The organism is Bacillus cereus group sp. BfR-BA-01330 (assembly GCF_022663885.1).
GTDB lineage: Bacteria > Bacillota > Bacilli > Bacillales > Bacillaceae_G > Bacillus_A > Bacillus_A cereus.
The window spans coordinates 206,593-231,058 of record NZ_JAKUGK010000007.1 but is presented as its reverse complement, the minus strand read 5'-3'; the positions used below and the strand labels follow the sequence as shown (position 1 = coordinate 231,058).

Below are 24,466 nucleotides of genomic sequence, written 5' to 3'. Positions count from 1 at the left end.
AAATTGAAATATCACTCGAGCATTCAAAAGAAATTCGTAATTGCCTCACTGAATGATGACAGGTCTTCCAAATAAAGCTGGATGATAAATTAACATCGCTCCTACAAATGAACATACTAAACAAAAAATAGCCTCGTATTTTATAACTAGAGAAGAGCTGGTATCAAGCTTTTCCCCCTCTCTTTTAAATATCATTTTTAAAGCTCTATATAATAAATACCCAATAATCGCCCCGAGGGTGTTCGTAAATAAATCATCAATATCTGTAATTCTATTATTTAACAATTGATTTAACTCAATTGCCAATGAAAAAAAGAATCCTGCACATACCGTGTTTTTTATTTTTCTAAAATACGGCCAAATCATCGGTAATAAAAAACCGAACGGCATAAACAGTACGATGTTCAAAAGATACGTAGTACTACCTACCGTATCAAATAGAGTCAAGTTAATTTGACTTACACGAATCCACGTTTCATATCTACTTATATCCCATACAGTCGCGATTTGCGTCACCTTATACACAAGCGAAAGGTAAAATAGAAAAACATGCACCCATAGAAAATGCCGAATAGATATATTGTTTTTCGCTTTAAAATAACATCCAATTTGAAATACAATACAAAACATAATTGTAAAAAAATACGTATACAAATAACTCATCAAAACTTCTGTATGCATGTGGAATCCCCTAACTTTACATTTTCATCTATTATTTAGAACATAGTTTAAGAACCAGTACTTTGTTCATATATTTAATCTTTTACTTTGTCTTCGAATATAGGGAATATATTAAAAATAAAAAAATCCCCACTTATTCATTTTCAGTCTCCTCCTTGATGTAACTTGTTTATAGGATAGGAAAAACTTTTAAAATAAAAAGTGGGGGAAATATAAAATTTTCCTTAAATTTTATGTTAGATTTTATTATTACTCTAATTACTAATCCGCTATTCGTTGTTAGGCAACAGTATGCTGAAACTTAGGTTTCACTTTATCCCTTCTCATCCCTCATACTGTAATACCCCAAATTAATAATAACCAAGAAATACCCACCCATAATTCCAGCAGCGAATGTCCACATGAATTCATGGTGTTCAATTTCATACATAATAATCGCGCCGAGTATTGCGGCTGCGAACCGATTTATCATTCCAAGCATCGGTGCTTTTTCTTTTTTTACAATGCTATCTCCGAACTTTTCAATACGCCTTCCTAAAATCCAGGCGCAGTACATACTCACCAAAAGGCCAATGCTTATCCCTACGAACTGGGCTGAAAAAGGTGTCACAAGCCATCCCAATAACATTACGCCTAGCAAACAATACATTTGTATGTTGAATGATCTTAATGCCATACGAATCATGTTATACTCCTTTATCTTTCTCATTGTAATCCCGTATCATCAATCCAATCTTCCAGGCTTCAAGCTTTCAGCTATATCTTTTTTAAAATGAGGGAATTTGATTTTGCTTACCATTAAATAAGCGAGTACGCATGTACCAAACGCCACGGAAACTGGATTCTTTAAAAAACATAAAATGAGGAGACACATTGCCGCGAATGGGATTGGCATGCCGATAAAGGTCGGGAGTTTGCTTTGCTGTGTGTTAAATCTTGCAAGCCGAAGCATGCCGCAAATACTGTAAGTGAGCGCGCATATCATCCCGATAGACTGCAAATCTTTTAACGAGGCACTATATGCAAGAATAGACGGTGCCACACCAAAAGTAACTAAATCCGCAAATGAGTCCAACTCTCCACCAATTTCCGAAACAGAATCAAGTTTCCGAGCGACCATACCATCTAAAAAGTCAAACAACATACCTGTAATAATAAAAACTGCTCCCCAATAAATATCGTGAACGAAAACAGCGTAAATAGCTAAAAGCCCACATACAAAATTTGCTATCGTAATCATATTTGGTATGAAACTCATAATACACTTCTCCTCCTTTCTACTAATTGCTTCATCTACGTTCTTACTCATTACAATCAAGATCTTTCTGTTTTTCTTCCAATATGACTTTATTTATTTTCGTTAACGTATCTGTCATTTGCTCTAGGGCGTTTATATCGATTTTAGAAAAATATTTCTCAATTAATACATCATCTAACTCCGACAACCGCTCTATATACTTACTACCGTTTGGACCAAGTGTAAGAAAATACTCCCGTTTATTATTAGGGTTTACTTGTTTTGAAATCATCTTCTGTTTCTCCAATTTAGACAAAACTTGACTAACGGCACTTTTTGATATATTAAAAGTAGTCGCAATGTGATTTGCTGTCGTGTTTTCATTTAAATTAATATGAAATAGCATGCTCTCTTGCTGTCCTGTAAGACCGAATTCATCTTTTAACTCCTGGAATAGTAAAATGTAGAATTCATTATAAGCTCGGTTCATTTCATTAATTACTTCTTTATACGTTCTAGTCATAGCGTTATTCCTCCATGCTTTTATTTCGTTTTGTTTAATAGTTAAGTTTACTTAACTTAACTATATTATACCGTTATGTTCGTGTAAAGGGAAATATAACTCTACACTTTACTCACAATGATACAAAAAAGAAGACACTCTTCTAAAACAAGTTAAGTCCCTTCTTCCTCACCGCTTCCTTCATCCAAATACCCGATTAATCGTTCTGAATAATCAAAAAGAAAATCAATTAAATTCCATATAGACCCATTACTGGTTAAAATGTTATAATGGAATTACCCTACATAGTTACTCATAGCCAGACTGAGGAACTAGCGTCTTATTAAGTAATGCGCATAACTAAAATAAAAAAGACACTTTACGGTGTCTTTTTTATTTATATTCCTAGGAATCATCTCTTTTATAAACAGACTCTATCAAACAGTAAAGGAGACAAACAGATGGAACATCCTGTTGCAAGAGAATTACGTTTTATACGGGTATGTCTTATCATTTTGATTATTGTCATTGCATTCTGGGATCGTGAGAAAACTGTGGAAATTACTGATCACGGTAGCGATCCTATCTTAAACACCAGCAATATGACCCAAGTTGGTGAGAATACATTTGCATACAAAGACGAATCGAATCAAATTAAAATATTTAAGTTTAATCCAGATACAAATGAAATAAAATTAATAAAAGAGTTTTATGCTAACGAATATTAATTACATGAATTAAATAATTCAAATCTGTAGAAGACACTTTAAAGTGTCTTTTCTTTATGAACTACAAAGTATGAGGACCCAAGCCATTAGCTACAATTACGACTAAGGCTTTTACTATATAAAAAATAAAACATAGTAAGAATAGAATACTCACTTAAATTATTTTTCACTTCACAAACTACATCCAAAAAGTTGGATAACTTCTTTTACTACTCATATTATTAATAAATAAAGCAATAACTACAATAACAACGGAGCCAATTAAAACTGGTGTTACTAAATAACTCCAACTATTTGCTCCTAAAATAACGATAATCGGATCGGCGCCTGCCGGAGGATGCGTCGTTCTCGTTAACATCATAACGGCTATTGCCATCCCCACCGCTAAAGCAATTGTCCAATATTCATTCCCAAACAAATGATACATTGATAGACCAATGAAAGTTGAAATCAAATGTCCTCCAATAATATTACGCGGCTGAGATAATGGCGCATTCCAAACTCCAAACGCTAATACACAACTCGCACCAAATGGAGCCATTAATAATTCTGTAGAGGTTATGCTCGTTAAATATGTTAAGGTAAGAATTGTTAAAAATCCCCCTAGTAGTCCCGTTAAAGAGTCCTTTACATTTACTTGTAATGGGCTTCTTCCTTTCCCTTTCATTTTTGTAAAATATCGTACACTTATTGGTTGAGGATCTTTCTGCTTAGTTGCTGTTATATTATCCATCGTTCTCCTCCTTTATTTACCAACAATTATAACCTGGCATAACTAACCTGTAAATATTAATTTAAGGGGTTAGTTTTAAAATACAAAAAAAGAATCAACTGTTATAAGTTGATTCTCTAAACTTCCTCAAATTTTCGATCCTGAAATTTTGCTACCTTTTTCCGGTTCCCACATATTTTCATAGAACACCATTTTCGTTTTCCACTCTTATCTATAAATAATAAAACACAGTCAGGATTTGAACACCTTTTAAGGGAAATAAGCTTATTTTCTGCTATTAACGTTAAAGCGTCAAATGCAATTAACGATGCGAGTACATCCTCGATTTCTCCAACTGGGATAGATACTAGCTGCTGTTCAATGATTTTATATGTAAATGGTGCCTTCTCAATTTGTTTTTCTAAATACGTAATAAAATCATTAGAAATTTCTTGCTGATCAGCAATTGCCTCAAACTGTTTTCTCAATACTTCTCTTACCTCTAATATGCTAGATGTAACTTGATCCATTCGCTTCTGAATTCCTATAAGTGTTTTTTCATTCCAAAAAGGAAGATTAACCTTTATTACATGTAGCCATTCTAATACATCTTCATCTGTTATTAATAAATCATAACGTTGTCCACGCCTAACTAACTCTGTATTTACTAAATCTAATGAGAGATTTCCCGATATAAGCGGGAATTGTTTTGTTTCCTGCATGTACTCATCACCTTCTCTTTAAATAATCATATTCCAAATTAATACAGAAGTACAACTTTTTTATAAACTACAAAGTATGAAGATTAAGGCCTTTAGCCATAATTACGACTAAAGGCTTTTTGTATGTAAGTAAATGAAAAAGGAGCTAATTTTATGGAACATAATAAAAATGGAGTGCTTGCTTTAATTGTTTTATTTGTAGGACTAGCATTTTTTGTCAGTGGAATGGTTTATCATTTATGGGGCTCATTTTAATTTCAACTTTTAGACAGATAAATAATTCGAATCAGAGAAATGTGCATTTTTCCCTTTTCCTTCCAAAATTAATATAATAAGATATAAAATGTAATACATATAAAGACAAATATATATAGCACTCATTAAAAGTGCTTCTATTTTGGAAGGAAGAAACAAACGATGAACAAAAAGTTATTAGCATCATTATTATGTAGCACATTCTTGTTTGGAGTATCAGCTTGCAGTTCACATGATGCGCCTGCGAAAAATGAGCAGGCGACTTCTAAAAAAACAGAGAATGACAAACTTAGCAACAAGGATTCGCAAAAAGAACTTCCTACCAATGTAGATTCCTCTGATGTATACATGTCAATGGGATCTGCCGAGTCATTAGATGTTCTAGGGACTGGAGAAGTTAAAGCACAAGGTGTCTTTAAAGTATTAGACATCGCAGTTTATAATCGTAAAGAAGAACCCATTACACTAGATATCAACAACTTTAAATTAATTGATGGATTTGGAAGAGAATATCACATTTCCAATGAACATCAATCCGTACTTAAAGCTGCAAATACCTCTACATTTAAATTTGGTATTGTTAACCCTGATGAACATTCGGACGGAAACATTGTATTCGATGTACCGAAAAACACGCGAGGATTAACTTTAAAATTTAATAATGATAAGTTAGATAAAGAGCTCCAATTAAAAGTGGAATTGGAATAGGCAAAATAAATACGTCTCCCTTAACATTCTCTACTAACATAAAAAAGTACAGTCTTTTCTACAGCAGACTGTACTTTTTTATTTATCATTTCACATAACATTCCCTAATTTTTTTGACTAGATGCTCTCCAATCACGAAAAGATGTTGGGCGTCCAGAAAAAGCTCTTTGCTTTGTAACAGATGGTTTTTCTTCAGGAGTCATTGTTTTTTCTTTAAGAGTCGCTGGTTTTTCTTTAAGCGTCACTGATTTTTCTTCAAGAATAGTCACAGCTGTTTGCATTTTCTCTAACTGTTCTTTCAACAATTGTTGTTCAATCTTTAAATCCGTAAGTAAACGTAAAATCATCTCAGAATTAGCCATAAGATCCTCCTTCCCCCAATACACAGAATAAAATACAATATGTAGAAGACAAAATTCCGGTGACAAAAATAAGATCGTCAACTCTTTTTAACTTCCAAAATCCTTTTATTTTTTTAAGGACCTGCTCCATTCACCCTTAAAAACATAAATTAAATTAAATCCATTAATAAATGGTCTTTATGGAAGGAGGAGTTAATATGGGCTATGGCGGTAGTTGTGGTGGTGGCTGTGGTTTCGGCGGCGGATTTGCCTTACTTGTTGTGCTCTTCATCTTATTAATCATTGTTGGCGCTAGCTGTTGGGGCGGCGGATTCGGCTGCTAAGGAGAGGCACTCTTGAGAGTGTCTTTTTTTGATATGTGGCTCGTATACATATTGTTCAAATCTATATATTTTTTAAAAATATAGATTTAAAGCATATTTCTCAATGAATAAAACAATTTAACATGGTAAAATAATAGTTGGATGGGAGTCCAATATATTATTAAAATTAAGATGGTTCAAGTCGAAGGAAGGCACCTTAGGGTGTCTTTTCTTTATGACTTCTATCATCAACAAAGGGTGATACAAACTATTACATATGTTTGTACCACCCTTTATTGATGCGTTTAGACTTCACAGTTGTTGAAGTTTTAGACTTCTCCCTTAGTGTACCCATATTATTAGAACATCCTGTAATCTGTAGACAAAATGTAGCTAATAAAAACAATATTAATAATTTCTTCAATAAATCCTCCTACATGCATAAAACACGATATGTTACAAAACAAACATAACATCAACCCTTTATAAAAACAATATAATCCTCGGTCCTTAAGCTATCTCTTAACATAGGAGTACCGCTACATATTCATCAAGCTAAGATTTTAAAATATCCTTTACTTAAGGAATTTGTAAGTATCAAGTAAGAAAAACGAGAGCTTTGTTTCGTATAATCAAAATATAAAGTGAAGGAAGAAAGATTATTTCTGGGATTAATATGCATGTGACAAGAGAAGAAAGCTACGTTTTTTTAGAATAATAATATGAGTATGTCCAAGTTTTGGAGATTGCTTGCAAATATTTTGAAGTTTTCGCACCAGAATTCTAATTACCATACCTGTTTTGTACCATCACGTATTGGAGGTTAAAACATGAATAAAAAAAAGAAAATACAAAGATCAGTACTTACCTTTCCCCTACTCTTTTCTTTAGGCGTTTCATCTTTCCCGCTTACAACAACTATTCACGCAGATACACGCGAAGAACAATCTGCTGAAAAGAAACTAGTCTCTTTAACGGAGCGTACATCATTATTTTTTGAATATCTCCAGCAAGGTAAGTATGCAGAGGCACTACAGTTGACGTCTACTGCTTTTCAATCCAAGTTTACAGCAACCACATTACAAAACTGGTGGACACAAAGTGGCTGGAGCGGGATAAAAAGCATGGGAACCCCCGTGATAAAAGAACGAAACTTGGTCCATCAGACGGTAGAAATTCCAGCAGCTACCGAAGGAACTACCATACCGCTACTCCTTAAATTCACACCTGGCGGGAAAGTAGATGAAATTGGAGAAAGGCCACCCGAAGAATCTTATACCATCCCACATCCTAGCTATGATCAACCTGACTCCTATCAAGAACGTGAAATCGTCATTGGAAATTCTACCTATCCGTTACCAGCGACATTAACAGTTCCGAAGCATCAGCGTGGTGAAAAGGTACCCGTCGTTGTTCTTGTGCATGGTGCTGGCATCCATGATCGCGATGCTACCTATTTGGGAACAAAAATCTTACGAGACCTTGCGGTGGGCCTTTCATCCAACGGAATTGCAGTGTTGCGCTATGAAAAACGTACCTTAGAACATGCATTAAAGATGAGTGCAGAACCTGTTACATTAGACCGTGATACTACAGATGATGCCATATATGCAGCAAAGTCAGCAGCGCAGCAGGAAGGCATTGATCCAAATAATATTTTCATTCTCGGACATAGCCAAGGAGCTGGCACAATGCCGCGTATACTGAGCAAAGCGCCTTCCTCACTTGTTCGAGGAAGTATCTTACTCGCACCACCTGCACGCCCTTTGACTGACATTGCCATTGATCAGTATGAATACCTTGGGGCATCAAAGGAAGAAATCGATGAACTAAAAAGACAGGCTGCTTTTATTCAGGACCCTACTTTCAATCCTGACCATCCTCCAGCTGGCTACAATTTTGGGTCACCTCATTTTATGTATGATGTTTCTAGGTGGCGTCCAGTTGAAGAGGCAAAATCACGAAAAGAGCCTTTACTCATTCTGCAAGGAGCACGTGATTATCAAGTAACAGTAAAAAATGAATATACAAAATGGCAAGAAGGGCTTGCAAACCGCAGGAATGTTCAGTTCAAAAAATACCCGAAATTGAATCATTTCTTCACGGAGGGTGACGGGGAATTAAGCCTCCCTAGTGAATATGAAATCCCTGCTAATATTCCCGAGTACGTCATCCAGGACATTATTACATGGGTTAACGAGACAAAAAAATAAGAAAACATCAAAAGCCTTCATGCAATCATTATTGCGTGAAGGCTTTTTTGAAGCTAGTGATTTAGAGATAGCTATTATTTTATATAATATTTGCCCCAAAACGAAATTTTTTCTTTTTTTAATTGATTGGATAGTAAACAAGAAAGGGTGGCAAATCACCAACTAAAGAAATTTCTTCAGGTAAGCTAATAAGTAATATATCGAAATGTCCTTTACAAAATTTATTGCGTGCATAATTCAAGAAAGAAACTTGCTATATTACGGCAAGCCAGAAGTAAGTGTAAAGTAATAGTAAAGCCGACTCAACGTGATATGAGTCAGCTTTGTTAATTGCAACTTTACTCTTTCCTTTTTATAGCTTCTTTTAGTATTTTAAGGGTTTGCTGTAACCATTCTATAGGTGTCATATCTAAAATCCCCAAAAGAATTCCATCTGCACAACGCTGAATGTAGATATTTTTCACTATCTTCATAATCGCTTTTAATAAAGTCAGTAAAAAATGATAGTATATTGTAAATATTCCGTATTGAATTCTTCAAGTAACTCTTGGAGTTCTTCTTCGTAAAATGTATCTTGATGAAACGTTGCTGCTAAGAACTGATAAACTGGATCTTCTGGATTCTATTTTAATTGTATATATTTTTTCCTCTTATTGGTAAAATTAATAACCTGTTAAAATGAAATTACTATTTCTGTCTTTATTAAGACAGTTTTGGCATTTTTCATTTCACAAGCTATTGATATGTAACAGAAAAATGAAGCTTATATACATATGAAATAATAATAAAAGTTTAAATAACAATATCTTGATAACCAACTTCTACAACTTGTTCATTTTCAAATTTCACCCCAACACCGTCCTCTTCCCAGGTACAATTGAATATTAATCCAACTCTTCTAATTCCATCTTCAAAATCTGGTAGTATAATTAGTCCAACAGGTTCTACCAATTTCCCTAGTTCTTGAATAGTTGTAATAATCGGTGCTATTTCATCAGCAGATTCATCACCTGCCATATCTCTATATTCCATGTATTCCTCTTTGTAATACTCGAATATTGCTTGTTCAGCTTCTTTTGTAAGTTTGTTTATATTGGTAATGAACTTCTTATATGCTTCTTCTTGAATTTTAGGAATTAAATCATCTTCTTCACCATCAATAGTTAGAGAAACAATTTTCACCTGTCCAAAAATAGTTATCTTTTGTTGCCCGCTCCAATATAAATCGTGAACAATTTCACCAAATAATTCATGGTTTATTTTTTTCATAATTTTATTCTCCTAAACTATTTTTTTTCTTAATTTCTCCAACTCCACCGAAATGTTTGAAGGTGCTATTTATATCTGTAGGTACTAACTGTATTGTTTCACAATCGTTAAGTTCATGCCATGTGTAACGATTCTCAGTTCGCCATTTTTTGATATCTGTTCTGGTTATTTTCAATTCATCAGTTGATAGTTTCTTGGCCAATGCTTCATCGGCTTTTGCGAAATTCCCTTTTTTTCCATCACGAATTTCAGTCATATCAATTTTTATTTCAGCTCTAGATAAAGCTGAAAAATCTGGCATTGCATTTTTATATTCTACTCCATCAATCTTAATTTTATCTAGATATTTTTTTACTTTTTCTTTGTTAGAAATAAATTTAGATTCTCCACGGTCACCTTCCCATTCACCATGGTTTTTATTTGATACTTTAAGTCTTTCCTCATAAGAACTGTATTTTGGTGTAACGGTTCTGCCGTCTGTCATTTTTTGTTTATTATTCTTCAATAAATCGCTAATTTTTCCTAAATCAATTTTACTTTTAGCGAATTGATATATTGATAGTGCCTGATTTAAATCAGATATACCAAATTTAGAGCGTATATTATATCCACCAGCAAAAGCAAATCTATCTTTTAATGGTAAGTGGCTTGAAATATAAGGTATATCACCTGAAAATTTCGTTAACTTTACAGAGTCTCCAAGGGAAGTTACTTTTCCAATTTGGCCTGCTCCTTTATCTCCCATCCATCCTAAACCAAACTCCATAAAAATATTTGTTCCCCATTGTGTACGACTTTCAGCATCGCCATGCCAAAATTCATTCATAAAAGTGTCTGAAAAAGTATTTATCATGGTATATGCGGTTTCTATAGGATGACCTGCAGCATACTTTAGGTTCTCCTTTGTCACTGTATCGTCTAACGAATTGTATGTCTCTACTAAACCACCAATAAATTTTCCAGATCCATTCCAAACCCCTTTTATAAACTTTTCTAGTAAATTCTTTTCCGAAGAACTATCTAATAGTATACCAGATTCGATTAGATTATTTGTTTTTATACTATTATCTAATCGAATATTATTGTCTAAATATTCATGAATAGAATCTGCCCATTCCATATTTATTCTTTGTGTACTAAATATACCGCTTGCAGGGCTAAAGCCTTTTCCACTTTGAACTTCAGCAAGGCCTAAAGCGATACTAGCCGCTAATTGAATCGCGGTAGCATAGTTATTACTAGATGTTTGATTAAATTCATATAGATGTTCTAACTTTTCTTGGATTTTACGGCGCATCTCAATAAAAAGGTTAACCATTGCATCCATATCCGGTAGTGGCATAACTTGTTTCGTAGCTTCAATACTTGCTATCATTCGGTCAATCTCTTGGATTTGTTCTAATAGTTCTTGTTCAACTACATCTGTTGAGGCGACTCTTGATTGAAATTCAGCAGGAAAAGCTTCATTCTGACGGAGTAATTCTTCACATAGATAAATAATTCCCTGTGCTAAAGGAAGAAACGTTTCTGCAAAATACATTTTCGCACTATCATAAGTCTGACCCTGTAGGACAGGATCACCAACAAAACTGTCGATAGACTGGATTACTTGCTCCATACTTTGTATAGTAGCAGTACAAAAAGCATGCATAGTGTTTGTTTGGGATTGTACTTCTCCAAGATACATATTTAAACTCATAAATGGGCCTCCCTAGCAAGTTTTTGTTTTTGATGGGCGAGGTCATTTTCTAGATTGTATAATTTTTGTTTCTCTTGAAATAATGTTTCTTTTCGTCCTTCTAATTCATAAGAGAGCTTTCTTTCAATTTGTTGAGTTTCTAATTGTATATTGGTAAAAAAGCGAGAGAGTTCTTTATCACCATGCCATGTTTCTAAAATACGATAAAAAAAACGATGGCTGCGCATTTTTAATTCTTGAAAGTCTGCTTCTGCTTGTTCTTGTGTTTGTATTGCGCGTTGATTTTGGTATTGTTCCTCGGATATATTCATTAGATTTTGATTTAAGACCTTCATTTTTTGTTCTATTTCTTGATCCATTCTTTTCCGCCTACCTTTTGCTTATATATAAGTTAACAGAAGGGATAAATGAAAATTTGTTGAAAAAGCTAAAAATTCTTTTGAAGTTCGTTGTCCATTCGTTCAAACTCTTTTGCTACAGACTGTATATTGTCAATTGATTGCTGAAAGGCAGTAAGAAATTGTCTAGTTAATTCTAATGCTTGCTGATTTGCTTCCTGTGCTTTGGAATTCACGGTTAAAGTTGTACGTGTTGCGTGTGTTATTGATTTACTTGTTGCATTTTGAATTGCGTCAGAAGCTGCTCTCATTTGAGTAGCAATTTGTCCAGCTTTTTGAACATTACTTTGAAAGATTGCCATTATAATATAACTCCTTACTTTAATATGTTTTTTTAAATTGTAAAAGGAAGGTGCTATGTATTTTGTTATGCCTAATCATTTTTATATTAAATAAGTAGTTCTATATATATCATAAAACATAGCCCAATCTATAAAATAAAATGTAGTATTAATTATACCAATAAATCCCTGCATTTACTTAGGAGAATTTTAACTTTAATACAAAATTATCCATATCATATTGTACGATAGAACAAGGGTAGCAATATGGAAATACAAAATTTTATAAAAAGTTTGAAATAGATTCTAACTCTGCTGCTAACGGGGTAGTTTTTCCCTGGATATCGAGCAATAGATGTTAAATATCTAACTACGGAGGCAATGCATATAGATGATCATTGATTAGAGTATATAGGGTTAGTATATGATTCTCTGACAGAGATTAAAAAATTTGCGGGTACTCAGGCTGATTCTTCACTCCCACTGTATGGCTGCATCCTCCTGCACCCGGATAAACGAATGAAAAGAGATCTGGGAGTTGAAATTCAGTTGATACGCTTGAAAACAAAAGTATATGGAGAAGAAATAGACATAGATGAGGAGAATTTTTGGTTTAGTAGTTCAGCTGGTATATATTGTAAAAATTGGGCGGCTGTTCGATTAAACCGTTGATTCAGTCCTTCAGAACTGATGAGTACTTCTGTTGATGCTTCTAAACAATTAGATAACTGAGTTAAAGGCTAAGAAAGTTCTTATATCTTCTGGTGTTAATCTAATTGTTTGTGGAGTTGTGAAATTAAATGTTCTACTAGTCAATGTGACGAACGCAGCAAATATAGGGCTAAAACTAAAGCGAATAAGAGTTTTATTGTGGTTAGTTGTAAAATTTTCAAATAGAGTAATCGTAGAGTTAAATGGAATTTCAAGACTTGTAGGGTTAGTTTCTGATCCAAACATTGTAAAGGTCTCTATAAAACAGTTGGTAAAATTTGAAGAGTTACATGATTATCTTTATTGAGATCAAAATAAGCTTACACATCCAAGTCGTTGATAATAGCTAATATTTGATGATCTGTCCATTTGCCATTAATCCTTATATTTTCTTTCGCTATACCTTCTTTTTTAAATCCCACTTTTTCTAATACGCGAATAGATGCTATATTATCAAGCATCGCTCCTGCTTCAATTCTATGTAGCTTTAATTCCCTAAAAGCAAAATCTACAACAAGTTGAAGAGCCTCTGTTGTATAGCCCTTTGCATTATGCTCCTTATCTAAAGTAAATCTCGTATAACAGCTTTGGAGGTCTCCCCTAACAATTTGAGTTAATGAAATGTCTCCGATAAGTTTATCATTTTCTCTTAAAAAGATTCCAAAAGGATATACTTGCCCTTCAGCTTTCTTTTTAATACTTGTTCAAGACGTATTTTTTGATGTTATTCTGTATAAAAAACTTCTGAGAGCAACGGGCAAACTCGTTGAAAAAATTCGCGATTTCTAATATGTAAGTTAGCTAACTCGTTAGCATCAGCAGTTTTATAAAGCCGAATATAAATGTGCTTCCCTACTAGTTTCATAACATCCCTCCAACATTTTTATATATCTAATGAGGAAAAAATATACCGTATACTATATACAGTTGGATATTATCAGGAATCATTTTGCACGAAAGAAAAGACACTCCATATGAGTGTCTTTTCCAATAGTTTTTAGCAGAAGCAAGAAGCTCCAACGATGATTAATAAAATGAATAACACGACTAATAAAGCAAAGCCTCCCGAGAAGCCACAACCGCCACAACTACCACCATAACCCATAATAGTTCCTCCTTTAGATAAGAGGGGAAAACTAAGGTTCACTCATGTATTTTAATGGATTCGTTTCATCTTATGTTTTTCCGCATTGATTGAGCAGGTCCTTTCGAAAACTATTCACATATTAACTATATTTTTAAAAATGAATAATTTAACTATATCAATAAATAGATTAATTAATATAATGTATTAATTCTAAAAGAAGGGAGGAATAGCCATGCAAGTAGTTTGTTTTAAAATAGTGAGTGGTCAGTATTTCTTGTTTGTAGAAGGTATTCAAATTCCTGTACCAATTCCAGCAGTTGCTGCAGCTTTATTAATTGGTTTAGGAGTAATTCCACTTTGTTCTTAATGTAAGGAATTCGGATCATTCCTATCTTTCCATTGGAAAAGCCTCAAGTATATGAATACTTGAGGCTTTCTTTATATCAAAGAAAAAAACACCTTACAGCGCTTGAAGATCTCCTGATTTAAATAATGCGGCCGTTACATCATCACCGAAAGTATTGAAACAGAATACTTGCTTGTCTACCTTATCCATTACTGTAGCTTCACCTATCTTGCCACCTTGAAGTTTAATAAAATAGTTATGTTCTTCTAAAATTTCACTAAAATCTCTATTTGACCATCTTTCAGTAATTGCTAATAGCTCTTCTTTGTTCTTGAAATTGTTTCCGTTTAGAATGTTTCTTACTTTCTCTGCATTCTTTTTGGACATAGGGGTTGCTCCCTTTCCTTCACACGCTTTTACTTTTTGATGAGTCATGCTATGCATAGCTGAAATAACTTCTTCTTCAGTAGAAGTTACTGTAATGTGAAGTTGTGCATTTGAGCCTTTCACTTCTGCTTCATTCGATAGTGTGTCTTCTTTATTAACCTCTGCAAAAACATGGTCCTCACTCTCAAGCGGGACTTCAGCAAACTGTAACATTCCATAAGTCATACCAGTTGCAAGTACTACTCCCCCTATAATAGATGCTAGCCAATACGTTAGCTTTTTGTCCATCTTCATTTCCCCTGTCTTCGTTTAAATATCTTAACTAAAGAGTACCATATTTAATTCCTTTTTATTGAAGTGTCTCTAATTTTTACTATAAAAAACGTATAAATCATTTAATACCAATATAACAACTTCACAATCATGACTATGCCTATTCTCATAACAGGATCTATATACGATGTCACTAAATCATCTGGTGAACTATTAGTTATTAGTACGGCTTTGCATCCTTATTCTCAAAAAGGATAATTATTGTACATACCAATTCTTATGTATGAAGACACCCAAAACAAATGTTACGAAAAAAATATAAAAAAGACATCTTTTCTAGGAAAAGATGTCTTTTTTATATAAACCTTAATGTTCGTTCTGTAAAACTCTCGCTTCCTTTACTCCTTCTTTGTCTTCTTTTAAGAATAACGATACGATAAATGCAACAATGATAAAGACTAACCCAAGTGCAAATGCACCTTGGAACCCTGAAGTTAAACCGGTTAACTTCTCTACTGGATCCAGTGGATTTGCGGAGCTTTCCATATACTTAGTTGTTCCTGAAGACATTTTCGAAATAAAGATAGCTGTACCAATTGCACCAGCTACTTGTTGCAACGTACTAAATAGTGCTGTTCCGTGCGGATATAAATCTGGTGTTAATTGATTTAAACCGTATGTTTGTGCTGTCATGACAAACATGAGTCCAACCATTAATACGCTATGCATGATAATAATTTGTACCATTGATGTATCAGGAGTAATGCCTTTAAATAAGAACATTGCAATTCCTACTAAGACAATGCCGGGAACGATAATAACTTTCGGACTAAATTTATCAAATAGTTTACCTGCGATTGGTCCCATTATGGCGCTAATAACACTTCCCGGAAGCATGATAATTCCTGATTTAAAAGCTGTAACGAGTAAAACGGTTTGCAGGAACATCGGTAATAAAGTCATCGTTGAAAATAACGACATCATCACAATGACAATTAATCCAACTGATAATGTAAACATCGGAACTTTAAATGCTCGTAATTCTAAAATTGGATTCTCAATTTTCAATTGTCGAACGGCAAAAATACATAATGAGATAAGCCCAACAATTAAAGTGCCATACACTTTTGCATCGGACCATCCTAAATCACCCGATGCACTAAAGCTATACACAAGCCCGCCAAATCCTAATGTCGATAAAAGGATAGATGGGTAATCTACTTTTGGCCTTGTTAACTCTGAAACATTTTGAATGTACTTCATCCCAATCATAATGGAAATAATCACGATAGGAATAACAATATAGAATAACCAGCGCCAATTTAATGAATCCACAATTACTCCAGATAATGTAGGGCCAATTGCCGGAGCTGCCATCATCACGAGTGCGATTAATCCCATTGTCGCACCACGTTTTTCAGGTGGACAAATGATTAAAATCGTATTCATTAATAACGGTGTAATTAACCCCGTCGCTACAGCTTGGACGATACGGCCAATTAATAAAACGGAAAATGTCGGTGCGAATCCCGCAATTAATGTACCGACTAAAAACGTTACCATAGCGATCAAAAACATTTGTCTCGTTGTGAGCCATTGCTGAAGTAACGCTGTAATTGGAACTAAAACCCCAACTACTAACATGTATGCTGTAGAAAGCCATTGAATCGTTGAAGCCGTTACGTCAAATTCTTTCATTAATACCGTTAACGCATTTCCAAGTAATGTTTCATTTAATAATGCAACCATTGCACCTAAAAGTAATGCAATTAAAATGGGGGTATGTTTCAAATTAGAAGTATCAACTTTGCCACTTGCTGGGCTCTTAGTTGTCATATTCATTTACAGATTCTCCTCCTGTTTCTTACTTAAAAAACTTTAAATACACCGGAACACATGTAATATAATATACATATGTAGATTAAAAAGGGAGAATCAATTTTCAGCCACTGTATATTTAATCTACAAAAAAGGAGAATTGTAGATGAACGATAATGAAAAACAACTTGATTTACGTATTAGACGTACACATAAATTACTGTGGGATTCCTTATTTGAATTAATGACGCAATCAAAACAGAAATATAGTACGATTACGATTAACCAAATATGTGACCGCGCAATGGTACACCGAACAACCTTTTATAAACACTTCGAAGATAAAGATGCTTTATTAGCATTTGGATTTAAACGATATAGCAAGATGATTGCTGAAATACCGGTTTCAGATCGATTAAGTAAACCATTTCAAGTAATGGAACAATTTCTACACCATGAAGAAATCGGTAAAATATTAGAAACGCAAATGTCTGATGAACAATTTATTAACCGAACACAGCATTTAAGTCACGAAACGAGAAAACAAGAAATAGAAGCGTTAAATCAACTGCACAAAAATCATACGATGCCCAATGATTTAATCATTGAATTTTATTCAGGGGCAATCACCTCATTAAGCGCATGGTGGTTTAAAAGTGAAAGAAAAGTTTCTGCTGCTGAAATGGATAGGTATCTCCATCAACTTATTAATCGGGATATTTTTCAGTTTGAAAAGGAATAAGACTACACCTTTTCAATCATGCAATAAAGTGAAACTTTAATCGGCCCTCACCAATCGGACTTTTACCGACAGCCCGCCCCCCACCTAACTTCTTTGCTTCCACTGAATTTTGAGGTGGGGGTCTTACTGCCCGTTAAAGCGGGATCAAATTGACCACAAAATAGGAATATGATATATTTTCCGTAGAATACTATATAAGTGTAACAGCGAATAAATTGGCATATAATAAAAAGAAGAGATGCGCTAACATCTCTTCCTTAACTGCTACCGCTTAGGGTGGTGGTTATTATAAGCTATTTCTTTTTGCGGAACCCACCCTTTTGCTTGTGACGGCGCGGAGTGGGTTTTTTGTTGTCCTTACCCAGAAGTTGCTTCCGCAAAAAATACGCTGAAACTTCGCGTACATCGTACGTCTTGATTCTGTACTGTCTGTTCCGCTACCAGATACGTAAATAAACGTCATGTTTGGATTTAACTCCGCTAATGTTTTCGCGGCGGATAACATTAAATCAATGAAATAAAACGTCGATAAATTTAAGTTACAAATATTCAGAATTAATATTAAAATAAAAAATGAGGATAGGGGTATGGGATTATAAATTTTATACATAACGAGGGAATAAAAATGAAACTGCAATTAAAAGCGGATTTAGGGCTACTACTAGTTACATTCTTTTGGGGTGCATCCATCCTACTTACAAAGCTTGGACTTGATGGCATAGAAGAATATAATTTAATCGCATTACGATTTATTATCGCTTTTCTTTTATCAGGTTTAATATTTTACAAACATTTATTTAAGATCGATTTTAAAACTGTAAAATATGCATTTATACTCGCTTCTGTCTTATTTATCGTTTACATTTTCGCGACTTTCGGTACAAAGTATACAAGTGTTTCTAATGCTGGTTTCTTACTATGTCTCACAGTCATTTTCATTCCGATATTATCAGCTATATTTTTAAAACACATTCCAGAAAAGAAAGTTATAGTAGGAATCATTTTAACGATAATAGGAATCGGCTTATTAACATTAACTAGCGAATTCAAAATCGGTAACGGCGATATATTTTGCATACTGTCTGCCCTGTTTTATGCCATCCACGTCATCATTACTGGAAGCGTAACGAAACATGTGAATTCCATTGCACTTGGAGTAGTGCAACTCGGTTTCGTCGGCCTATTTAGTCTTATTTTCTCATTCATTATAGAAACACCAAAACTTCCTAGCACGATCGACTCATGGCTAATCATATTAGCTTTAAGCATATTTTGCACCGCAGTCGCATTCATCGTGCAAGTAATTGCCCAGCAATACACGACACCTACCCATACAGGTCTTATTTTTTCATTAGAACCTGTCTTTTCCGCAGGCTTTGCTTTCGTCTTCACAGGTGAAACGCTGACAGGGAAAGGATACTTAGGGGCTACGCTTATATTATTGAGTGTGTTAATTGCTGAGTTGGATTTTAAGAGTTTGTTGAGGCCTAATTATAAGAAGAATATAGAGTAAACATTTCAATATAATCAATAAACATACCCCAGAAAAATATGAGTTTATATTATTTTCATTCTCTTCACTTAGATTTTCTTTTTAGATGCTATCTTCAAATAAGGTAGCATCTAAAAAATGTTAAAAGGAATTTTCTCCTGGTATCTTCTTATATTCTATGTAGGCATCTTTGACCTTTTCTACGTTCTTTAATTACTTACAGAATATAGTCATACAGATTCTTCGCTAATAATAAACAAGTTACTGTAATGAAAAGAGCACGAACATACCCGCTTCCTTTTTTTATAGCAAATTTGGAGCCAACAATCCCTCCAGCAATTTGAGCAATCCCCATTATAAAACCATATGCATAGTTTACTTGCCCTACATACATAAACATCAACAATGCACCAACATTACTTCCTAAATTAAGAAGCTTCGCATTACCTGCTGCTTTTAAAAAATCATATCCAATAAATAAAAGAGAAAACATTAAAAACGAGCCTGTTCCAGGACCTAGAAATCCATCATAAAAACCAATAGCAAAAATAAAAAAGGTAAAAATAATGACGTGTCGACCAGACAATTTCTTATGAGTGGAAATACTACCCCAATCCTTTTTGAATATCGTATAAATAGCGACCACACCAAGCATAATCAACATCAATGGCTTCAGTACTTCTGGATTCATTAAATGAACGGTCCATGCCCCTATTATGGAACCTATGAAAGTGAGCGGAACTAATTTAAACGCCGATTTCAAATCAAGATTACCAGAACGATAAAACACAATATTACTAGTTGCACTTCCCATTGTCGATGCTAGTTTATTTGTGGCTACTGCACTTGCTGGATTCAGTCCTGTAAATAATAAAGCTGGTAAAGCAATGAGTCCACCACCACCTACAACTGAATCAATAAATGCAGCTACAAATCCAAAAACAATCAAAATCATTAATACAGATGGGTCTAAATAAAAATCCATACTATTAACCTCCCCTTTAGTCACTATTCGAATAGTAACTAATAATTTGCTAAATGTAAATAGTTATTGTAACGTTGAAATATAAAGTGAAACTTTAATCAGTGGGGGGGTTTGTTCACCCCCACTGATTATTAGCCTTCACCAATCGGGCTTTTACGGGCAGCCCGCCCCCACCTAACTTCTTTGCTTCCTCTGAATTTTGAGGTGGGGGTCTTACTGCCCGTTAAAGCGGGATAAAAGCAAACATCGGAGGACGAAAAAAGTGGACTACATAGTGCAACAGCTTAAAAAAATTGGTTTCAATGAATATGAAGCTAAATCTTATGTATCTCTTGTTAAACAGGGGCCTGTCACAGCCTATCAAGTGAGTAAGGATTCGGGTGTCCCAAGAGCGCGAATTTATGAGATTTTAGGTAACCTTGTAGAAAAAGGAATTGTCATGAAGGAAGAAATAAATGACACCACTCGCTATTCACCTCTACCTGTTGAAATCTTTTTACAAAAGGCGCAATCAGAATGGCAGTCTACTTACGAAGGAATAAGTGATTCATTAAAAAAACTAGAAACTTCCGAGGAAAAAACGGATAATCGAGTCATTACTTTAAAAGACAATCAAACAATCATTAGCTATTGTCAGGCATTAATAAAAAAAGCAGAACGACGTATTGTCATTTCAATGTGGGATGAGATGTATGAAGCATTAAAAGAAGATCTATCTGAAGTAGCTGATAAAGTTACAATACAAGGTATTACCTTGCATGTTGAAAATCCCATTAAAAATCTAGAAGCCCATCGCATAACACCTTATACAGAAACCTTGTCTACAGAACATTGGTTTATTGTATCGATAGATTCTAAAGAAATGATTTATGGACCATCACTTGCAGAGCGTAATATTGCTTTTTATACAGATGACCCCGTCCATATATACTTATTAGAGGATTATGTATGGCATGATGTGTTAGTAAATCGACTTGTCCGACGTAACCAAGATGATTTGCAGCAGTGGATTACTGCAGAGAGAAAGTCTTTCTTTATGGGGAAATAAGAAACATATTCAAGAGCAAATAAAAAATTTTGCGTATTAAACCTAACAACTTCTCCGTACAAAAATAGCCGACTATTATATAGTAAATATTCGGCTATTTTTGTATAAATTTATACAGACGCTGCCATTACCCCAGCGATTAATGAGATAAACGCTTCTCCCACTCTTTCACCTTTTCAATTGTTACATCTAATTTTTTAGCTATTTCTTCTACACTCATTCCTTTAAAAAGCATTCCAGCTGCCGAAAGTGCTTTATCAATTTCTTCTTGCTTCTCTTGTTCATATAAACGACCTACTTTTGTCATCCGTAACCACTCCTTTACCTTTTTATATGCCTTCTTCTATTTTATCATCCAATCTCCACAAACCGCCCAAACTCCTTCAAAAACCTCAGCTTAAAACTCCCCACAGGCCCATTCCGGTGCTTCGCCACATGAATCTCCGTCATCTCTTTCTGCACTGTTTCCTTATCGTAATAATCCTCTCGATACATAAGCATAATGACATCCGCATCTTGCTCAATTTGTCCGGTCTCTCTTAAATCTGATAAAAGCGGACGCTTATCTTGCCGCGACTCTACAGAACGAGATAACTGTGACAGTGCTACTACACAAACATTTAATTCACGTGCTAATAACTTAAGCTTACGAGAAATCTCACTAATCTCTTGAAATCGATTGCCCTTATGCTTCGGATCGCCCGTAATGAGCTGCAAATAATCTACAATGACTAAAAGCTTTTTATCACCGTGTTTCCGCTTTAACTTACGGGTTTGCATCCAAATATCTTGCACCGTAACACCTGCATTGTCGTAAATCTCAAATGGCAACTCACCAATCTCCGCAAACGCCTTACTTACCTTCTCCCAATCTTCCATCGCAAAACGATGCTTCGGATTTTTCAGCCTACCTCCTGACACTTCACCTATGCAAGAAGCCATCCTTTTTAACAATTGCTTACTACTCATCTCTAACGAAAACAATCCAACCGCCGCTCCAGACTTCGCCGCATGCAGTCCAACATTAAGCGCAAACGCAGTCTTCCCCATAGAAGGACGCGCACCAAGAACGACAAAATCTCCTTCCTGAAGTCCACACGTCATCTTATTTAACGATGTATAACCAGTCTCAATACCAGTAATCTCTTTCACATCTTGATGAAGCTCCTCATACAAATCAACTAACGCATCCTTCAAATCAAACTCACATACAGAGTCTTTTTCCTCTAACTCACAAAGTGCCGTAATCGTCTCACCGATAACTTTCTCACTCTTCTCCGCAATAAGACGCTCTCCCATCTTGTGCCCGAGAACACCGGCCTGATACATTTTCCACGCACCTCGAACAAGCCCCTCATAATAAGAGAAATTGCTAGTAGTAGGCACACCATCCATTAACCCTATAAAATACTCCATTCCCCCGATCCCCTCTAAAAACTTCGGATCTACCCGAGAAATGAACGTCACAAGATCAATCGGTTGCCCCTCTCCTTCCATCTTTCGCATTAACTGAAATATAGACTTATGTACTGACATAGAAAAATACTGCTCCGTCAAACGGCACTCCTTAATAAGCTCTCCATCAATTAATAGAGAACCTAACACCGTCTTCTCCGCCTCCACATTTTGAATACTCATGGCCGCCACCCGCGCTCCGCTAAAAAGCGCTGCAACTCTTCCTCAGACGGTGCATTCTTCTCCCACTCCTCACACCTCGCCAAAAACTCCTCCGTATCCCCCGTACTAACAGACGACTCCTTCTTCCTAAACTTAACCGTATCCGCCTCAACCTCAGAAACTTTCGTAAATCCTTTCCCGTGCCACCCACGCAGAATCCCCTTCACATAAGCAATCGTCCGCTTATTATTCTCAAACGCAATTTGAAGAGCCTTTAGCACAAGCTCTTCTGACAAATCTTCCATCCACGCACTCAGTTCCTCCACCGCAAACGGAGACAAACTACCAAAATGTTGCTCATAAAAAGAAAACACACGACTCCCCGTTTCCTCCTCTATAACCTCTTCTTCCTCTGTCTCCTCACAAACTGGCTCAACATCATCCACAGCCAAATCACTCGGCATACCGAAATGCGCTAAAAGCATCGGAACATTCAGCTCCTCCTCCACGCACTTCTGAAGAAACATATGTACAAACTCCTTATTCTTCACACCCTTAAGCTCACGAAGCACACACTTCTCCACATTCGTATTCGTCACCGGATTATAACGAAGCCAATTTAATACGAATAACTCCCGCGTCTCCGCATCATAAAGAATCTTCCCATAATCAATGAAGCGCTGCACAAGCTTATCAACAGTCTCCCTGTTATAACCCGTCTCCATCTCAGCTAACCGCTTCGGAAAAGGAAAAATCCCACACTGCGTCGTCTTCGAACAAGTTAATAAGTAAACATAAAAATACCGCTCCTCCGGCGTCAAATCCAAAACAAAATCATCCTGCCAAAAATTCACCTGCACATTACGATACACCGCCATCCTAATTCCTCCCGTCTCCGTTCAAAAGTAAAAACCTCTTCATAATATATATGGGAGGATGGCCGGGTTTTTGGCGTATTATTTCAAAATTTTTTTCGACTCCTACTACGGTGTTTGTTGTCGTTTTTGTTTTTGTTATGTTTTTTCTTAGTGATTTATTACTTGGTAGGGGCTTGTAAGGGGCTTCGGAGGGGTTAGTTATCGGTTACTTCGATTAAGAAGACTCGATCTGAGAAGCCGCCTCGTTCTTCTGCTTTCTTTTTACGGATGTTGTTGATTTCTTCTAATGTTGCGCCTTCGTGTTCGGCTAGGGCGTTTATTAGTTCTAGTAGGTCGGATAGTTCTTCGAGTTTATCGGGGTTTGTTTTTGCTTCTAGGTATTCGGTTAGTTCTTCTTGTGTTTTCTTTCAGAGTTCTTTTATGTATTCGTCTTCGGATAGGATTCTTGTTGTTGGTGTTTTTCCGTTAGCTTTTATTATTTGTGGGATTTTGTTTCGGATTAGTTTGTTGTAGGTTGGCATGGGGGTTCCTCCGTTGTTTTTTTTTTATGTACACTGTCTAAATCCTTTTGAAAAACTCTGATACGATTCATCATTCCTTCTATCAAATTGCCCCCCTCATAGCACCTTGAACATTTGGAGAGCTAAATATTTGTTTTCCCCCTCTTTCTCTCTAACTCTAAAAATGGATAAACAACTTCGATTTTCAATCCTAATTTTTATAAAAACTTGAAATATCCTTTTTAAAACACTGTTCTAACCACTCTTTATTTCCTATCTTACTCATAAATTTTTACAAAAAAATAGGGTGACGATGTATTTTTACATTATCCCCCATAGATAAACTCTATCCTATCCCATATATGCAAGCCCCTTCATAATTTCCCACACCATATCCATAAAACCTTTATAAATAAAAATACAAAGATGTTAAATTGTAATTTTAGAATCACTATTTTATTTATATATCCAAAAAATCTAATTTTCACATACCAAATTAACCTATCTTTCTTT

General features: G+C 35.1%; 26 protein-coding genes and 4 pseudogenes. 8 read left to right on the top strand and 22 right to left on the bottom strand.

Going from position 1 to position 24,466, the window contains the following annotated elements; all coding sequences use genetic code 11:
- Positions 1-45 precede the first annotated feature (45 nt).
- From MR112_RS20800 to MR112_RS20785, 4 genes are all read right to left on the bottom strand, one after another.
- Positions 46-681: a VanZ family protein gene (locus MR112_RS20800; protein ID WP_000556720.1), complete on the bottom strand. Its 636-nt coding sequence runs from the start codon at positions 679-681 to the stop codon at positions 46-48.
- Positions 682-994: 313 nt separating this feature from the next.
- Positions 995-1,366, bottom strand: coding sequence for an ATP synthase subunit I (locus tag MR112_RS20795; RefSeq protein ID WP_000620607.1), 372 nt, complete (start codon positions 1,364-1,366; stop codon positions 995-997).
- A gap of 39 nt (positions 1,367-1,405) precedes the next feature.
- Positions 1,406-1,939 (bottom strand): CDP-diacylglycerol--serine O-phosphatidyltransferase, encoded by a 534-nt coding sequence (pssA, locus tag MR112_RS20790; protein ID WP_226368378.1) that lies wholly within the window; start codon positions 1,937-1,939, stop codon positions 1,406-1,408.
- A gap of 43 nt (positions 1,940-1,982) precedes the next feature.
- Complete coding sequence (locus tag MR112_RS20785) at positions 1,983-2,441, bottom strand: MarR family winged helix-turn-helix transcriptional regulator (protein ID WP_000198939.1); 459 nt, start codon at positions 2,439-2,441, stop codon at positions 1,983-1,985.
- A 440-nt stretch (positions 2,442-2,881) separates the two neighbouring features.
- Between MR112_RS20785 and MR112_RS20780 the strand changes: the two genes are divergently transcribed.
- On the top strand, positions 2,882-3,148 hold the full coding sequence (locus tag MR112_RS20780; protein ID WP_000400965.1) for a YmzC family protein: 267 nt from the start codon (positions 2,882-2,884) through the stop codon (positions 3,146-3,148).
- 178 nt (positions 3,149-3,326) lie between these two features.
- Here MR112_RS20780 and MR112_RS20775 read toward each other — a convergent pair whose 3' ends face one another.
- Complete coding sequence (locus MR112_RS20775; protein WP_226368379.1) at positions 3,327-3,881, bottom strand: HPP family protein; 555 nt, start codon at positions 3,879-3,881, stop codon at positions 3,327-3,329.
- A 116-nt stretch (positions 3,882-3,997) separates the two neighbouring features.
- Positions 3,998-4,582, bottom strand: a complete 585-nt coding sequence (locus MR112_RS20770; RefSeq protein WP_001158435.1) for a CGNR zinc finger domain-containing protein — start codon at positions 4,580-4,582, stop codon at positions 3,998-4,000.
- Between the two features lie 417 nt (positions 4,583-4,999).
- On the opposite strand from MR112_RS20770, the gene MR112_RS20765 reads away from it, so the two are divergent.
- Positions 5,000-5,545: a DUF4352 domain-containing protein gene (locus MR112_RS20765; RefSeq protein WP_001035576.1), complete on the top strand. Its 546-nt coding sequence runs from the start codon at positions 5,000-5,002 to the stop codon at positions 5,543-5,545.
- A 104-nt stretch (positions 5,546-5,649) separates the two neighbouring features.
- Here MR112_RS20765 and MR112_RS20760 read toward each other — a convergent pair whose 3' ends face one another.
- Positions 5,650-5,907, bottom strand: a complete 258-nt coding sequence (locus tag MR112_RS20760; RefSeq protein ID WP_000013694.1) for a hypothetical protein — start codon at positions 5,905-5,907, stop codon at positions 5,650-5,652.
- Positions 5,908-6,104: 197 nt separating this feature from the next.
- Between MR112_RS20760 and MR112_RS20755 the strand changes: the two genes are divergently transcribed.
- Positions 6,105-6,230 carry a YjcZ family sporulation protein gene (locus tag MR112_RS20755; RefSeq protein WP_000540377.1) on the top strand — a complete coding sequence of 42 codons (126 nt, stop codon included), beginning with the start codon at positions 6,105-6,107 and terminating at the stop codon, positions 6,228-6,230.
- Between the two features lie 809 nt (positions 6,231-7,039).
- Positions 7,040-8,422: an alpha/beta hydrolase gene (locus MR112_RS20750; RefSeq protein WP_025686910.1), complete on the top strand. Its 1,383-nt coding sequence runs from the start codon at positions 7,040-7,042 to the stop codon at positions 8,420-8,422.
- A 338-nt stretch (positions 8,423-8,760) separates the two neighbouring features.
- On the opposite strand, the pseudogene MR112_RS20745 reads toward MR112_RS20750, so the two are convergent.
- The 8 genes and pseudogenes from MR112_RS20745 to MR112_RS20710 all read right to left on the bottom strand — a co-directional run.
- Positions 8,761-9,044, bottom strand: a pseudogene (locus MR112_RS20745) (hypothetical protein); the annotation flags it as partial.
- 170 nt (positions 9,045-9,214) lie between these two features.
- Positions 9,215-9,691, bottom strand: a complete 477-nt coding sequence (locus MR112_RS20740) for a DUF6985 domain-containing protein (protein ID WP_086404423.1) — start codon at positions 9,689-9,691, stop codon at positions 9,215-9,217.
- A gap of 4 nt (positions 9,692-9,695) precedes the next feature.
- A complete protein-coding gene (locus MR112_RS20735) occupies positions 9,696-11,390 on the bottom strand; it encodes an HNH endonuclease (protein WP_086404422.1) in 1,695 nt (564 codons plus the stop codon).
- Positions 11,387-11,749, bottom strand: coding sequence for a DUF3958 family protein (locus tag MR112_RS20730; RefSeq protein WP_242245258.1), 363 nt, complete (start codon positions 11,747-11,749; stop codon positions 11,387-11,389). The genes MR112_RS20735 and MR112_RS20730 overlap by 4 nt, the downstream gene beginning before the upstream one ends.
- Before the next feature lie 68 nt (positions 11,750-11,817).
- Positions 11,818-12,090: a TIGR04197 family type VII secretion effector gene (locus MR112_RS20725; protein WP_086404420.1), complete on the bottom strand. Its 273-nt coding sequence runs from the start codon at positions 12,088-12,090 to the stop codon at positions 11,818-11,820.
- 436 nt (positions 12,091-12,526) lie between these two features.
- Positions 12,527-12,806: pseudogene (locus MR112_RS20720) on the bottom strand (IS4 family transposase); the annotation flags it as partial.
- 294 nt (positions 12,807-13,100) lie between these two features.
- A pseudogene (locus MR112_RS20715) lies at positions 13,101-13,645 on the bottom strand (GNAT family N-acetyltransferase).
- Between the two features lie 132 nt (positions 13,646-13,777).
- A complete protein-coding gene (locus tag MR112_RS20710; protein WP_000540375.1) occupies positions 13,778-13,885 on the bottom strand; it encodes a YjcZ family sporulation protein in 108 nt (35 codons plus the stop codon).
- Between the two features lie 214 nt (positions 13,886-14,099).
- Between MR112_RS20710 and MR112_RS28795 the strand changes: the two genes are divergently transcribed.
- Positions 14,100-14,234, top strand: a complete 135-nt coding sequence (locus tag MR112_RS28795; protein WP_001198456.1) for a hypothetical protein — start codon at positions 14,100-14,102, stop codon at positions 14,232-14,234.
- A gap of 93 nt (positions 14,235-14,327) precedes the next feature.
- On the opposite strand, the gene MR112_RS20705 is transcribed toward MR112_RS28795, so the two are convergent.
- Positions 14,328-14,888 carry a PRK06770 family protein gene (locus MR112_RS20705; protein ID WP_242245257.1) on the bottom strand — a complete coding sequence of 187 codons (561 nt, stop codon included), beginning with the start codon at positions 14,886-14,888 and terminating at the stop codon, positions 14,328-14,330.
- 351 nt (positions 14,889-15,239) lie between these two features.
- Positions 15,240-16,715, bottom strand: a complete 1,476-nt coding sequence (locus tag MR112_RS20700; protein WP_242245256.1) for an MDR family MFS transporter — start codon at positions 16,713-16,715, stop codon at positions 15,240-15,242.
- A gap of 142 nt (positions 16,716-16,857) precedes the next feature.
- Between MR112_RS20700 and MR112_RS20695 the strand changes: the two genes are divergently transcribed.
- Positions 16,858-17,433, top strand: a complete 576-nt coding sequence (locus MR112_RS20695; RefSeq protein ID WP_053565121.1) for a TetR/AcrR family transcriptional regulator — start codon at positions 16,858-16,860, stop codon at positions 17,431-17,433.
- Between the two features lie 625 nt (positions 17,434-18,058).
- A complete protein-coding gene (locus tag MR112_RS20690; protein ID WP_059304083.1) occupies positions 18,059-18,946 on the top strand; it encodes a DMT family transporter in 888 nt (295 codons plus the stop codon).
- A 196-nt stretch (positions 18,947-19,142) separates the two neighbouring features.
- On the opposite strand, the gene MR112_RS20685 is transcribed toward MR112_RS20690, so the two are convergent.
- Positions 19,143-19,910 (bottom strand): TSUP family transporter, encoded by a 768-nt coding sequence (locus MR112_RS20685; protein WP_242245255.1) that lies wholly within the window; start codon positions 19,908-19,910, stop codon positions 19,143-19,145.
- A gap of 262 nt (positions 19,911-20,172) precedes the next feature.
- Between MR112_RS20685 and MR112_RS20680 the strand changes: the two genes are divergently transcribed.
- Entirely contained in the window at positions 20,173-20,958 is a 786-nt protein-coding gene (locus tag MR112_RS20680; protein WP_086388851.1) for a TrmB family transcriptional regulator, read from the top strand.
- Between the two features lie 139 nt (positions 20,959-21,097).
- Here the strand turns inward: MR112_RS20680 and MR112_RS20675 are convergent, their stop codons facing one another.
- From MR112_RS20675 to MR112_RS20660, 4 genes and pseudogenes are all read right to left on the bottom strand, one after another.
- Positions 21,098-21,265 (bottom strand): hypothetical protein, encoded by a 168-nt coding sequence (locus MR112_RS20675; protein ID WP_000169783.1) that lies wholly within the window; start codon positions 21,263-21,265, stop codon positions 21,098-21,100.
- A 44-nt stretch (positions 21,266-21,309) separates the two neighbouring features.
- Positions 21,310-22,596, bottom strand: coding sequence for a replicative DNA helicase (gene dnaB, locus MR112_RS20670; protein WP_242245254.1), 1,287 nt, complete (start codon positions 22,594-22,596; stop codon positions 21,310-21,312).
- Positions 22,593-23,453, bottom strand: a complete 861-nt coding sequence (locus MR112_RS20665) for a DnaD domain-containing protein (RefSeq protein ID WP_242245253.1) — start codon at positions 23,451-23,453, stop codon at positions 22,593-22,595. The genes dnaB and MR112_RS20665 overlap by 4 nt, the downstream gene beginning before the upstream one ends.
- Positions 23,454-23,647: 194 nt before the next feature.
- Positions 23,648-23,974 (bottom strand): annotated as a pseudogene (locus tag MR112_RS20660) (nucleoside triphosphate pyrophosphohydrolase).
- Positions 23,975-24,466: the final 492 nt, after the last annotated feature.

Excerpts from the sequence above, each read along its gene's own strand:
- dnaB (WP_242245254.1), bottom strand. The coding sequence starts at position 22,596 with ATGAGTATTCAAAATGTGGAGGCGGAGAAGACGGTGTTAGGTTCTCTA.
- MR112_RS20705 (WP_242245257.1), bottom strand. The coding sequence starts at position 14,888 with ATGGACAAAAAGCTAACGTATTGGCTAGCATCTATTATAGGGGGAGTA.
- MR112_RS20735 (WP_086404422.1), bottom strand. The coding sequence starts at position 11,390 with ATGAGTTTAAATATGTATCTTGGAGAAGTACAATCCCAAACAAACACT.
- MR112_RS20785 (WP_000198939.1), bottom strand. The coding sequence starts at position 2,441 with ATGACTAGAACGTATAAAGAAGTAATTAATGAAATGAACCGAGCTTAT.
- MR112_RS20765 (WP_001035576.1), top strand. The coding sequence starts at position 5,000 with ATGAACAAAAAGTTATTAGCATCATTATTATGTAGCACATTCTTGTTT.
- MR112_RS20725 (WP_086404420.1), bottom strand. The coding sequence starts at position 12,090 with ATGGCAATCTTTCAAAGTAATGTTCAAAAAGCTGGACAAATTGCTACT.
- MR112_RS20730 (WP_242245258.1), bottom strand. The coding sequence starts at position 11,749 with ATGGATCAAGAAATAGAACAAAAAATGAAGGTCTTAAATCAAAATCTA.
- MR112_RS20675 (WP_000169783.1), bottom strand. The coding sequence starts at position 21,265 with ATGACAAAAGTAGGTCGTTTATATGAACAAGAGAAGCAAGAAGAAATT.
- pssA (WP_226368378.1), bottom strand. The coding sequence starts at position 1,939 with ATGAGTTTCATACCAAATATGATTACGATAGCAAATTTTGTATGTGGG.
- MR112_RS20760 (WP_000013694.1), bottom strand. The coding sequence starts at position 5,907 with ATGGCTAATTCTGAGATGATTTTACGTTTACTTACGGATTTAAAGATT.
- MR112_RS20750 (WP_025686910.1), top strand. The coding sequence starts at position 7,040 with ATGAATAAAAAAAAGAAAATACAAAGATCAGTACTTACCTTTCCCCTA.
- MR112_RS20685 (WP_242245255.1), bottom strand. The coding sequence starts at position 19,910 with ATGGATTTTTATTTAGACCCATCTGTATTAATGATTTTGATTGTTTTT.
- MR112_RS20755 (WP_000540377.1), top strand. The coding sequence starts at position 6,105 with ATGGGCTATGGCGGTAGTTGTGGTGGTGGCTGTGGTTTCGGCGGCGGA.
- MR112_RS20780 (WP_000400965.1), top strand. The coding sequence starts at position 2,882 with ATGGAACATCCTGTTGCAAGAGAATTACGTTTTATACGGGTATGTCTT.
- MR112_RS28795 (WP_001198456.1), top strand. The coding sequence starts at position 14,100 with ATGCAAGTAGTTTGTTTTAAAATAGTGAGTGGTCAGTATTTCTTGTTT.
- MR112_RS20770 (WP_001158435.1), bottom strand. The coding sequence starts at position 4,582 with ATGCAGGAAACAAAACAATTCCCGCTTATATCGGGAAATCTCTCATTA.
- MR112_RS20665 (WP_242245253.1), bottom strand. The coding sequence starts at position 23,453 with ATGGCGGTGTATCGTAATGTGCAGGTGAATTTTTGGCAGGATGATTTT.
- MR112_RS20800 (WP_000556720.1), bottom strand. The coding sequence starts at position 681 with ATGCATACAGAAGTTTTGATGAGTTATTTGTATACGTATTTTTTTACA.
- MR112_RS20700 (WP_242245256.1), bottom strand. The coding sequence starts at position 16,715 with ATGAATATGACAACTAAGAGCCCAGCAAGTGGCAAAGTTGATACTTCT.
- MR112_RS20795 (WP_000620607.1), bottom strand. The coding sequence starts at position 1,366 with ATGATTCGTATGGCATTAAGATCATTCAACATACAAATGTATTGTTTG.
- MR112_RS20695 (WP_053565121.1), top strand. The coding sequence starts at position 16,858 with ATGAACGATAATGAAAAACAACTTGATTTACGTATTAGACGTACACAT.
- MR112_RS20710 (WP_000540375.1), bottom strand. The coding sequence starts at position 13,885 with ATGGGTTATGGTGGTAGTTGTGGCGGTTGTGGCTTCTCGGGAGGCTTT.
- MR112_RS20740 (WP_086404423.1), bottom strand. The coding sequence starts at position 9,691 with ATGAAAAAAATAAACCATGAATTATTTGGTGAAATTGTTCACGATTTA.
- MR112_RS20690 (WP_059304083.1), top strand. The coding sequence starts at position 18,059 with ATGAAACTGCAATTAAAAGCGGATTTAGGGCTACTACTAGTTACATTC.
- MR112_RS20775 (WP_226368379.1), bottom strand. The coding sequence starts at position 3,881 with ATGGATAATATAACAGCAACTAAGCAGAAAGATCCTCAACCAATAAGT.